Here is a 12,628-nt window from a genome sequence, read left to right as displayed (position 1 = left end):
TTATCAATGAATTCTTTTCGATTTTGGGCAGACTTCCCCCTTGATGAACTTACTCTTTTTTCATCATATGTATGGCTTCAATTCCACGTACTAGGCCTCTCCATAACGTTTAGATACAATTTGAACACATTTTACAGATTTCGCGATGCGGGAAAGTACATATCGGACTTTAGTCCGCCTTTAGGCATGGGATGAAAGTATCGCTTTTTCATAGAAAAACATTTGTTTTTTGTTTATAATTGAACTATAGACAAGTACAAGTCTTTAAAACGCCTATGTGTTCCTTGAAAACAAGATATCATATGGAGTTCGATAGCCGAATTCACGCTATCGGTAAAATGATATGTGTCGTCAAGAACAAGACGCTAAAACATATGAACACGCAACGATCTGTACGGTATGGTTATAGTACCGTAGCTCACGAACCTATACACCTATACGGTCTGTCGTGAGAGTGGTGATGGCACACCGCAATCTTGCGCGTCAGCGATACCAGAAATGGACTTCGTCTTTGGTAGCAAGAATCCCACTGACGTTAGTCAGCTTGCCCCTTTAGGGGTGCGAGTGTCAAATGGTGAGCTTTGTCTCCTTACAGCGATAGAGACAAAAAATCTGGTTCTGCTGCAAAAACCTCAAAACAATTGCAATTAATCTTTAAAGCCCGGACATACAAAAAATAGGCAGTCAGACGAATCCTGACTGCTAAAGTTTGATTAAAGAACTATTTCTCTGTGGCAAAATAAAGCAGTGCTATGACCGGAAAAGTGATTCCTATCCATAATACTAAACTACATCCACCTGAGGCGTATGCCCATCCTCCGATAGAGGATCCTACAGCACCACCCAAAAAGAAAATAGCCATGAATAACCCGTTTAATCGACTACGAATTTCTGGCTTCAAAGAGAAAATCAAACGTTGACTAAGCACAAGGTTTGCGGATACTCCCATGTCCAAAAGAATAGCTGCAACTACTAAAACAGCTATTCCAACGGGTGAACTACCCTGAATCATGAGTGGTAGTAATAAAGAAACGATAACAACAGCGAGAGCTATCCCAGTGGCAAGCCGAGTCCATCCACGATCAGCTAGATGACCACCTACTGGTGCAGCTATCGCCTCCGCCATCTCCTGAACTGCCACATCCACTATCACTACTACTATCACACCCATTATCACTATCCCAATATCCCCATGATGAATCTGAAGAGCCATTTCTGTTCTACAATGTTTTCTGTTTTGGGAAATAAGTTCTCTTGATGTATCGATCAAAGGTTAGGCATAAAAATTTTGTAGGAGGAAAGCATTGATGGAAGAGAAAAAAGTAACGTGGCTGGAGCTGTTTTTTGATTTGATTTTTGTGGCTGCTATTTCAAAAGCGACACATTTGTTGCTCCATTTGGAACATGGAATTATTCCATTCGAATATTTGTTAAAATTTGTATTAATTTTCGTTCCTATTTGGTGGGCATGGGTAGGTCAATCTTTATACGTTAACAGGTTTGGTAAAGAATGTGTCGCTCAACGATGGTTTATGATTATGCAAATGCTTTTTATCATTTTAATGACGGCCAGCCTATCTGTGAATTTTGATCAGTATTATGTCTCCTTCCTTATAGGGTATGTTGGCATTCGATTTTTTACATCTATGCAATATATATGGATTAGCAAGCAAGAAAATGGCTCACGTAAAAAGGCAGCTGAATATTTAGGATATGGATTTTTAATAGGAATTGCAGTATCTTTATGTTCTATTTTCCTTGATTCGTGGGTTCGATATCTTATTTTATATCTGGGGATTTTTATTGATACCATTGTCCCTATTTTCGGTCGAAGATACTTGATTAAAGCACCGACAAATACCCCGCATTTATTAGAAAGATTTGGACTTTTTACCATTATTTTATTTGGAGAATCAATTGTCAGCTTAATTGCTGTTTTGCGCCCAGAAAAAGGGAGTTGGGATGCAATTAGCTTTGTGCTTGTATCATTTACAATTGTTATTACCATGTGGTGGCAATATTTCGATAATGTTGAAAAAAAGGTTGATAAAGAAATGGAAACTACTGGGCAAGCAATTATTTATGGGCACCTATTCATTTATATGTCTTTAAGCATGATTGCGTCGGCTATTCAATTAGCGTTTTCGCAGGATATTCATTATTTATTTTTAGTAATTTTAGTTTTCGTATCTACTTTTATCTATTTCTTGTCAACTACGTTTGTTTTTCATAAATATCGATTTGTCAAGAACCGACTGAAGATTTACCATTTAGGTTTATTTATGTGTATTTTGTTTGCCTTTTTATTATTTGACCTGTTTATTGTAGTTCCAAACATTCTCATCTTTATTCAGTTAGCTGTTTTTTTCCTTATATATACAAAAGTAACAATTTAACGAATTCCCCGAAAGAATTCTTTTTCCTCAAGCGTATGAAGTATTATCTCTAAATATAGGACTGCCAAAAGGGGTTATGTATGGTGGGAAGTTAATTCAAACAGGGATAAATAAAAAGCAAGTAAAGGAACCTGTTTTTTTATCATTTTTAAAGTTTAATGGAGATGGACAGGCGGATTTAGTTCATCATGGAGGGGTAGATAAAGCGGTTTGTGTTTATTCTGGTGACCACTATCCGTACTGGGAAAAAGAGTTGAATCAAGAACTTGTATATGGGGCTTTCGGTGAAAACATAACAGTAAGAGGAATGCGTGAAGAGGATGTTTGTATCGGGGACACGTTTCAATTTGGAAAAGCGACTGTACAAATAACGCAGCCAAGACAACCATGTTTTAAATTAGCGAAGAAATATAACATTCCAAAGTTACCATTATATTTTCAAGATACAGGATATACAGGGTTTTATTTTCGAGTATTAAAAGAAGGATGGATATCGCCAGTTGATACTTTAAAGTTGTTGAAGTCTGATCCAAAAGGTGTGTCAGTTTCGTTTGCTAATCGCATAATGCATAAAGAAAAACAAAACTTTGAAGGACTCAAAAGAATTTTAGAAGTAAATGCACTTTCAGCTAGTTGGAGAAAGACGTTTGAAAAGCGTATAAAGGGAGAAGAAATTAATACGAAGGAACGACTTGAAGGCGCAAAAGAATAAATGAATAATAATTTTATAAATGGTGCATTTCTATTAGTAAAAGTTAATTAGAAAGCACTATTTTTATATAATAAACCTATTAATATTTAAAAATCTTAATATTAATTTATTTGACTTGCTTTTAAATAGTCAAAAGAAAAAATAAATTCGACTATTTTTTATATTTTATGATACTATATTGATTTGAAAGGCCTATTATTCTAGGAGTAGGTCATATAAGTATATTTAATTTAATGGAATTGATGTATGGAGGGACAACATGGGGAATGTTGATAATTTTGCAAATCTTCTATTAGAAGAACCGAAAAGGGAGCAGTTATTTCCTTTATTTGAAGAAGTGTTTGGGATTACAAGTCAAACATGGCATGATTTTTCAGCGAAAGGATATTGGGATTATACATACAAAGCATTATCATTTTTACAAGATGATAATGTGATTGCAAATGTTGCGGCATTTTCACTTCCGCTTTTAATTAATGGTGAAAAAATAAGTGCAGCGGGTATTCAATCAGTAATGACACATCCGGATTTTCGTAGACGAGGACTTATGACACAATTGCTTAATAAGTTAATAGAAGAAATAGATAAGCAATGTGAATGCATTCTATTGTTTACTGAAAATCCGAAACTATATACATCATTTGGTTTTCAAATTGTGCAGGAATATCTGATGACTGTACCATACGATAAAAAAAATAATAAAGATTCTTTGCTTAGAAAGTTAGATTTTTATAATGAAGAGGATAGACAATTAATAAGTGAAACCGTTGCTAATAGTCAAAGGCTTTCTAATATGTTTTCAACATTAAACTACCAACCTTCTTTTTATTTAAATATGTATGATTCGAAATGGAATGAAAAACTGTATTATTCTAAGAAACTAGATACGATGATCGTTTATGAAGTAGAAAATGAAAAGCTAAAATTATTTGGAGTATTTGCTTCGGTACTTCCAATTTTAGATGAGTTATGCGAGGAAATTTCTGAATCGTTTAAGGAGATTGAATTTTATTTTTACCCAGATCAATTAGGAATTGATGATGTGCAATTAACAGAATTACAATCTAGTAAATATTTAATGGTTCGAAGTAATAAAGAGCTAGATTTTAAAGGTTATAAATTCCCGGTCTTAACGGAGTTTTAAATAGTAATTCAAACGCTTTTTTATGGAGGAATTATGAAAACATCATATATACCAAATCATATTGAGCAACTTACTGTAATGAACACACCTAAATATTCCAAAATTGAAGACAATCATACATTCATAGTCCATTCGAAAGAAGAAACAGATTTTTGGCTGAAAACACATTATGGTTTTGAAGTAATGAATGGCCATGTATTTTATGATGAGATAATGACAGATTTTCAGGCCGAAGTTCAATTGCGCATGAATCCAAATTCTACATATGATCAAGCTGGTCTATTTGTTATGATTTCTGAAAACTGTTGGTTAAAAACATCTTTAGAATATATTCCTGAAGGTCCATCTCATCTAGGGGCTGTCGTAACGAATAATGGATATTCTGATTGGTCAACGCAAGACTATCCAAATGAGTTTGCGAGGAAACAACTAAGTTTTCGAATTATTCGAAAACTTAGTGATTATACGATATATGTGAAAACAAATCAGCAATGGGAACAAATAAGAATCGCTCATTTGATGGAGGATATAGGTAATGTGCCTGTGAAAATAGGATTTTACACGTGTAGTCCTTCTAAAAATAATGGATTCGAGACAGAGTTTTTCGATTTTACAATTGAAGAAATATAGATGGGAAAACCGCATTCTTATTAAATGAGAATGCGGTTTTTATTAATTTAAAGATTAATTGTATCAACTGCAGTAAAAATCCTCCGTGGAATAAAGTTCCGTTTTATTGACTAAAAATGATTTAATACTTATCATTTAATAATGTTAAATATTAATTTGCATAATAAACTAGAAATAGTAAGGAAATAACAGTCTATATGACTTAAAGAAGGAGGGATTTGAATTATACAATAATAATTTAATAAAAAAGGAGATTATGTATGAAATCATTCCGCAAGTTATTACAATATTTAAGACCATACATGTTCTTCGCTATAATCGGACCATTATTTATGGTACTGGAAGTTGCGATGGACCTAATTCAACCGACTATAATGCAGCATATTATTGATGTTGGCATTGCAAATCGGGATTTGAATTATGTAATAAAAATGGGGCTTCTAATGATAGGGGCGGCGGCGCTTGGATTAATTGGTGGGCTTGGCTGTATGATGTACTCTACAAAAGCAGCTGTTAATTTTGCTACAGATATAAGAAAAGAAGTGTTTACAAAAATTGAAACATTTTCTAGTAAAAATCGTGATTCATTCGGAACAGGTAAATTATTAACAATCGTAACAAATGATATTACATCTATTCAATCAGCGATGACTATGACGTTACGTGTCCTCGTTCGTGGTCCGTTATTGTTTATTGGAAGTATAATTATTGTTTTTGTAACAGCGAGAGAGTTATTTCCTATTTTACTTGTAGTTGTACCGATTTTATTAATTGCGATTGTACTCATTGCGAGTCAAGCGAGCGGATCGTTTAAAAAGGTGCAAGAAGCATTGGATAAAGTAAATACAAAGTTACAAGAAAATTTATCTGGAGTACGTGTTATAAAAGCGTATGTAAGACAGAAATATGAAATCTCACAGTTTGGAAATGTTAACAAAAACTTAACGAAGATAAATATTCGAGCTGTGCAGCTCATTTCGTTAATGATGCCGATTATTATGCTAGTTGTAAATGGCGGGATCGTTGCAACTTTATGGATAGGTGGAGAAAAAGTATTTAATGGTACACTCCAAGTAGGGGCTATTTTAGCTTTTATTAACTATTTAAATATCATTTTAATGTCACTTATGTCTATTAGTATGGTATTTATTCAAATCGCTCGTGCTTTTCCATCTGCGGATCGTGTACAGCAAGTTTTAGATACTGAAGTTGATATTGTAAGTGAAACAAATGCATTTGACCCTGAGTGTGTAGAAGGAAGTATTGAGTTTAATCATGTCAGCTATAGCTACACAAAAAATAATGAATATGTTTTAAAGGATATTTCATTTAATGTTCGTAAAGGTGAAAAAGTAGGGATTATAGGATCTACAGGAAGCGGTAAGTCTACATTAGCTAAGTTACTACCACGTCTTTATGATGTTGATCAAGGAGAAATATGTATTGATGGTATAAATATAAAAACATATGATCTCCAAAAACTTCGCGCATCAATCGGCTTTGTACCTCAAAAGGCATTGTTGTTCTCCGGGAGTATAGAAGAGAATATGCGTTATGGCAAAGAGGATGCCTCACATGATGAATTAGAAATAGCTGCTTCATCTGCCTGTGCGACTGAGTTTATTAATAAGCTAGAGGACTCTTATCAATATAACTTAACACAAGGTGCAACGAATTTATCTGGTGGTCAAAAACAACGTTTATCCATTGCAAGAGCGCTTGTGAGAAAGCCATCAATTCTTATATTAGATGATTCTACATCAGCAGTTGACGCAAAATCAGAGGCAAACATACAAGAAGCATTAAGAACAGAGTATAAAGGAACAACGACATTATTAATTGCATCCAAAATCTCTTCTATAATGGATGCCGATAAAATTCTTGTACTAGATAACGGTGAATTAGTTGGAAATGGTACTCATGAACAACTGTTAGAACAATGTGAAGTCTATCAGGAAACTTATCTTTCCCAAGGTGGCAATATACAGAAAGAAGGCGGGAAAGAAAATGCGTAATTTTCAAGGACAATTTGCTAATAAGGGTGGACGTAACGCACCGAAGATGGGAAAAGCGCAGAATACTAGAGGAACTGTAATGCGGATATGGAACTATATGGGGTATCAAAAAGCCTCGCTTATGTTCGTTATTTTTCTAGTATTTGTTACTACATTACTCGGATTATTAGGTCCGTATTATATGGGAGTAATTATTGACCAATACATTGTGCCAAAAGATTTAAGTGGTACTGCGAGAATGTGTATGCTACTTATCGCAATTTATGGTATAACAGTGCTCTTAACATGGCTACAAACATTTGTAATGATTAACGTTGCGTTAAAGACGATACAAAAAATACGTCAAGATATTTTTGAGAAAATCCAAACACTTTCTCTACGTTTCTTTGATATACGTTCTCAAGGTGATCTAATGAGCCGTGTGACAAACGATATTGACAACTTAAATCAAGCTTTGACACAAAGCGTTGTACAAATTATTTCATCAGCGCTAACATTTATAGGTGTAACGATCGCGATGTTTTCATTAGATTGGATTTTAGCAATTGTAACTTTAATTACAGTGCCAATTATGTTTTTCGTTACAAAAAAACTAGTTGCATATAGTGGTAAAAACTTTGCGAAGCGTCAAAAAGATTTAGGTGAATTGAATGGATTTATCGAGGAAGCTATTACAGGTGCAGATGTTACAACATTGTACGGAAAAGAAAAAGAAACAGTACAGAATTTTAATAAGATAAATGAACAGCTAAGAGTTTCAGCTACAAAATCTGATACGTTTTCAGCTTTTATTTTTCCAAGCATGAACTTTATTAATAACTTAGGAATGGGGCTTGTAATTGGTGCTGGATCCGTTATGGTTTTAAATGGTATGACAACAGTAGGTGTTATTGCGGCCTTTATTAACTATTCTCGTCAATTTTCAAGACCTCTTAGCCAATTTGCAACTTTAATGAATACGATTCAAGCTGCAGTTGCTGGAGGAGAACGCGTCTTTGAAATTATGGATGAAGTACCAGAAATTCAAAATAAAAAAGATGCATTAGTTGTACAAAAATTGAAAGGAAATGTAGTGCTTGAGAAAGTTTCATTTGGGTATGCGGAAAATAAAACGATTTTAAAAGATGTGAATCTTGAGGCAAAACCTGGTGAGACAATCGCTTTAGTTGGTCCAACTGGATCAGGAAAAACAACAATTATTAATTTGTTAACTCGCTTTTATGATATTCAAAAAGGACAAATTAACATTGATGGAAAAGATATAAAGAATTATGATATTAATTCTTTGCGAAGTAAAATAGGGGTTGTTTTACAAGATACGTATTTATTTGCAGGAACAATAATGGATAACATTCGTTATGGACGTTTAAATGCAAGTGATGAAGAAGTAATTGCAGCAGCTAAAGCAGCTTCAGCTCATTCTTTTATTAAGCATTTGCCAAATCAATATGAAACAGAAATTGCTTCAGAAGGATCGAATTTAAGTCAAGGACAAAAACAACTCCTTGCAATTGCGAGAGCGATTTTAGCCGATGCAGATATATTAATTCTCGATGAAGCAACATCTAATATTGATACGAGAACAGAATTGCAAATTCAAGCAGGATTAAATAATTTAATGAGAGGGAGAACAAGTTTTGTAATCGCTCATCGACTTAAAACCATTGAAAAAGCAGATCAAATACTTGTTATTAAAGATGGTAGTATTTTTGAAAGAGGGAATCATGGATCTCTAATGGAAGATAGAGGATTTTACTTCGATTTGTATACGAGTCAGTTTAAAATTTAACAAAATATTGATGTAATGCGGTTTCTCGTAAAAGAGAAACCGCATTTTTAATTATATAAGTATGGATTTCTAATCTTTTGGTAGTATTAATTGTTAGGAAAACATAAATCGGAAAATACAGTTTGGTATTCTGGATTAATCGAAGATCAGTAGTTAAGGTTGCATAGTATTTATAGTTTTTTTCTAATTTTTCAAGTGTTGTCAAATAAATATTCTTCATTATAAAAATGAGAAAACAAAGTAGGCTTAATGAAAACCTTCTCCTTATATAAACCTCTTCTTATTTAGTATGATATGGTGGGGATTTTGTTGCTAGAAGGCGCCCACCTTACGACTTCAAAAGTAAAAAGGATAGGTGAGAGGATCTACAGTTAAAAATTAGCATAGCTATGGACCTAGTTGATAATAATTGAAATAGCACTAAAAACTAATAAAATTGCCATAATGATGTTAAATAGTTGGTTATGTTTTAATAAAAGTTTTTGGAACATCGAACCGAATAGGCACCAACTAAACGTACTCATTAAACCGACTACACCTAAAAATAATGAAAAAAGAAGGTAACTAGAATATGAATTGTAGTAAGGAAGAATAAAAGTTGATACTACAGTCAGTCCGAATAAAATTCCTTTTGGGTTAACGAATTGAAGCGTAATTCCTACCAAAAATAAATTTTTATTACTTTTTTTCTTTGTATCTATGTTGCTTTTACTAGTGAGTATTTTAAAAGCTAAATACAGCATATAAGCTACACCTAAAAATTTTAAGGGGAATTCAATTATTGGCAAAATGTTTATAAGTACGATATTAAAGAAACTACATAAAGAAGTGATGATGAAAAAACCGAAAGCCACTCCTAAACAAAATTTAATGCTTCTTTTTAATCCATGTTGGTTGGCGTATGTCATAGCTAAAAAATTGTTAGGGCCTGGTGTGAAGCTGCTAATAAAGACGAATATTAAAAAAAGAAAATATAGACATTTCAAACCCTCCCTGTAATTCGTATGTTATAATGACCGAAAAGAACAATATAACGTGCGCTTTTTATTATACATAATGGACGTTATATTGTATATGGTATAGGGGTGTTTTTTATAGAGGAAATTCAACTTATCCTTGCAAAAAATTTAAAAGCTATTCGAGAGAAAGAAAAGCTGAGCTTAGAAAAAGTTTCTCAATTAAGTGGTGTAAGTAAAACGATGATCGGACAAATTGAAAGGGGAGAATCTAGTCCGACACTTACAACCATTTGGAAAATTGCTAATGGACTGAAAGTGTCTTTTACTTCTCTAATCAATAATCCACAGCCAGATACGAAAGTTGTTTTACGAAATGATGTTCAAGTATTATCTGAAGACAATGGGAGATATAAAGTTTATCCATCATTTCCTTTCCAAGATGATAGACATTTTGAAATCTATACTGTTGAAATTGACACTGAAGGAAAGTTAAATTCTGAAGCGCATAAAGAAGGAACTGAAGAATTTATAACGGTGTTTGATGGTGAATTGACAATTGAAGTAAATGATTGCCAATATAAATTAAATAGTGGAGATTCAATTAGGTTTAAAGCGGATAGACAACATAGTTATTATAATTCAGGAGACATTCTAACGCGGTTGAGTATGACAATATATTATCCAGTTTCATAAAATGGTATTTACATAAAAATTATAATGAGATTCGTAAGTATAAAACCATCTATATAAGGTGGTTTTTATTTTGTGACAAATTATAAAAAAAGACACTCGTTTGAGTGTCAACACAGTATTGCTCTCGCGTATAGGATTGGAGAATGTTTCTCGAATACAAATTGAGAGATGATTAGTAAAAGAGAAACTGTCTTCACATTTAATGTAACACCGGTAAGGGATGAAGTAAATTGATAATGTTTATACGGAATATTTAGTATAGATAGTTTCTACTATTGTTATAAGGGAATCTTTTGTTGGTAGGGGAAAGTATATTATAAATTTTTTTAATAATTAATGTGGATAATGAAATTGAGAAATTATTGGATATAGAAGAAAAATTAAAATTTGGATTTTTACTATACATTTGAATTTATTTATCATTATAATAAAAAAGATGAATCCTGTTCCCTACAGAATTCATCTTTTGAAAAATCATAATATTTATCAGGAAAGTCTTTCATTTAAGGGATGCGATAAAGTCGTTTTGTATAAGCTATATACTATTTGTTTTTATTACAATTACACCCTTTTTTCTTTACATAGCCTTGTTGAGCTAAATCTCTTTGCGATTGGGAATTGGAAGATTGAGAATTCGAAGTTTGAGAGGATGCTGAAGAGCTACTAGTTTTATTATGAGAGTAGTTTTTTCGATAGTTATAATTACTCATAGCACTTTCACCTCCAATATAATATATAAATATTATATGTATGTACTCTATTAATTGTTACGATAAAGAATAAGAAAAGAAGATATACAATAAAAATCTCCTAGGTATTTTCCGAGGAGACAAATGGTATTTTTTTGAAAATGTATAAATTAATATCCCCAGTAAAGAGGGAAATAATATGAATCTTGGTAATATAAATTTTGTTGTTGAGTAGGGGGGGGTGATTGGTTTATCATACCTCGGTTTTGATTACAGTTTGCGGGAGGTCCAATTACTGTAGTGGATTGAATAGGCGATATTGCTTGTTTCCATTGCTGTTCATCGAGACAATAAGTATGAGCCATCATATTAGCTGGGGTTAATCTTAAAATATCAGATCCAAAAATAACTTCAGGGGTAGGGGCATCAAAAATAGCTAATAAATGTGTGTTATCAGTTGTTGCGATCTCATAATGCCACCAAGCTTGCGGGACATTTGCAACTTGCCCTGGTTTTATAGGTAAGTTTAAAATTTGATTCGTGAACGGATTAAGTAACGAAACGACAGCGGACCCTGAAATACAATACACGAGTTCAGCTGCATTTTGATGAACGTGTGGTTCTACAACATTACCTGTACTTAAATAAATATCTAACAAAGAAGTGTTTTCTAATGTATTTAACTGTTTAATGCTAAGTACGTTTATATAATTTTGAGCATCTTTTTTAAAAAAATTACTTTTACTTAAATCATGAGTGAAATTGGTTGATGGGGAAGTGTAGTCGACATTAGAAGTCAATTGTATTACCTGCCTTTCTATTTGAAAGTCATTGTACAAAATTAGGATATGAGTCTAGTTTTTGGAGTGTGCATTTGTACTTATCATAATGAATTGAAAAGGAAGGCAACTAATTGTAGTTGTCTCTTTTTTTGTAGCATTTCCTATATATGTAATAGAGTTTAAAGGAATGTACTATCAGTGAGGAAGGGGTGATGGAATTGTTTTTAAACAATCTTGTCTAAATTGGAAATAACTTAATATATTGATTTTATATAGCTAAACGGATAAACCTGTGTAATTTTTTAGGTAACATAAAAAACATACAAAAAATAATGAGTTCAGCAAAAAATGCGACAAGTATGTTTTTTATAAAGTAACGAAATTGAGTGGTAAAATGATAAAAAAATATATGTTTACAATTACGCAGCATAAAAAAACACTCCTATTCGCTTAGTTTCTAAAGTATATTAACTTTCAATAAAAATAGTGATTGTCTTACTGAATACTGAACAAAAATCACAATGAATTTTCAATAATTTATTGAAAATGAGATTAAATATTAAACTAATTTGCAATAAATAATCAACAAATTAGCAAAAAACAAAAAAATGTTAACATACTTCATTTTATATCCACATAATATGGTTTTAGTTGCTTTATCTAAAAAGAATTTCTCTTGTGCAAAAAAATGTTCCAAATACTCTAGTTATCTAATTAAATACGGTGCTAAATAAAAAATCTTATATGAAGTAAAGGAATTAAAAGCAAACAAGAAAATATTAAAAAGGAAGTGAAGAGTTGTTTTAATACTGAGAATGA

The 12,628-nt window shown here is 32.4% G+C and carries 9 protein-coding genes and 2 pseudogenes; 7 read left to right on the top strand and 4 right to left on the bottom strand.

Features of this window, described 5'->3' with window-relative positions; translation table 11 throughout:
- Window positions 1-721: 721 nt before the first annotated feature.
- Window positions 722-1,117: pseudogene (locus ACTFQM_RS03335) on the bottom strand (MFS transporter); the annotation flags it as partial.
- A 190-nt stretch (window positions 1,118-1,307) separates the two neighbouring features.
- Between ACTFQM_RS03335 and ACTFQM_RS03330 the strand changes: the two are divergent.
- The 6 genes from ACTFQM_RS03330 to ACTFQM_RS03305 all read left to right on the top strand — a co-directional run bounded on the left by ACTFQM_RS03330 (window position 1,308) and on the right by ACTFQM_RS03305 (window position 8,686).
- A complete protein-coding gene (locus ACTFQM_RS03330) occupies window positions 1,308-2,396 on the top strand; it encodes a low temperature requirement protein A (RefSeq protein ID WP_440033437.1) in 1,089 nt (362 codons plus the stop codon).
- A 76-nt stretch (window positions 2,397-2,472) separates the two neighbouring features.
- A complete protein-coding gene (locus ACTFQM_RS03325; protein WP_440033436.1) occupies window positions 2,473-3,108 on the top strand; it encodes an MOSC domain-containing protein in 636 nt (211 codons plus the stop codon).
- Window positions 3,109-3,367: 259 nt separating this feature from the next.
- Complete coding sequence (locus ACTFQM_RS03320) at window positions 3,368-4,252, top strand: GNAT family N-acetyltransferase (protein ID WP_440033435.1); 885 nt, start codon at window positions 3,368-3,370, stop codon at window positions 4,250-4,252.
- A 33-nt stretch (window positions 4,253-4,285) separates the two neighbouring features.
- Window positions 4,286-4,882: a DUF1349 domain-containing protein gene (locus tag ACTFQM_RS03315; protein ID WP_440033434.1), complete on the top strand. Its 597-nt coding sequence runs from the start codon at window positions 4,286-4,288 to the stop codon at window positions 4,880-4,882.
- Between the two features lie 260 nt (window positions 4,883-5,142).
- A complete protein-coding gene (locus ACTFQM_RS03310; protein ID WP_440033433.1) occupies window positions 5,143-6,897 on the top strand; it encodes an ABC transporter ATP-binding protein in 1,755 nt (584 codons plus the stop codon).
- Complete coding sequence (locus ACTFQM_RS03305; RefSeq protein WP_440033432.1) at window positions 6,890-8,686, top strand: ABC transporter ATP-binding protein; 1,797 nt, start codon at window positions 6,890-6,892, stop codon at window positions 8,684-8,686. Before ACTFQM_RS03310 ends, ACTFQM_RS03305 begins: the two co-directional genes overlap by 8 nt.
- 86 nt (window positions 8,687-8,772) lie before the next feature.
- Here ACTFQM_RS03305 and ACTFQM_RS03300 read toward each other — a convergent pair.
- Both ACTFQM_RS03300 and ACTFQM_RS03295 read right to left on the bottom strand, forming a co-directional pair.
- Window positions 8,773-8,894: pseudogene (locus tag ACTFQM_RS03300) on the bottom strand (glycosyltransferase family 2 protein); the annotation flags it as partial.
- A gap of 187 nt (window positions 8,895-9,081) precedes the next feature.
- Window positions 9,082-9,672 (bottom strand): LysE family transporter, encoded by a 591-nt coding sequence (locus ACTFQM_RS03295; RefSeq protein WP_440033431.1) that lies wholly within the window; start codon window positions 9,670-9,672, stop codon window positions 9,082-9,084.
- Between the two features lie 108 nt (window positions 9,673-9,780).
- Between ACTFQM_RS03295 and ACTFQM_RS03290 the strand changes: the two genes are divergently transcribed.
- A complete protein-coding gene (locus ACTFQM_RS03290) occupies window positions 9,781-10,338 on the top strand; it encodes a helix-turn-helix domain-containing protein (protein WP_440034378.1) in 558 nt (185 codons plus the stop codon).
- Between the two features lie 859 nt (window positions 10,339-11,197).
- Here the strand turns inward: ACTFQM_RS03290 and ACTFQM_RS03285 are convergent.
- The gene (locus tag ACTFQM_RS03285; RefSeq protein WP_440033430.1) at window positions 11,198-11,827 is read right to left on the bottom strand and encodes a cupin domain-containing protein; all 630 of its coding nucleotides are present in this window, start codon (window positions 11,825-11,827) and stop codon (window positions 11,198-11,200) included.
- Window positions 11,828-12,628 lie beyond the last annotated feature (801 nt).

Origin of the sequence: Bacillus cereus group sp. MYBK30-2 (genome assembly GCF_051915945.1) — a bacterium.
Taxonomy (GTDB): Bacteria; Bacillota; Bacilli; order Bacillales; family Bacillaceae_G; genus Bacillus_A; species Bacillus_A paramycoides.
The sequence above is the reverse complement of the archived record's forward strand: the minus strand, read 5'-3'. Positions and strand labels throughout refer to the sequence as shown.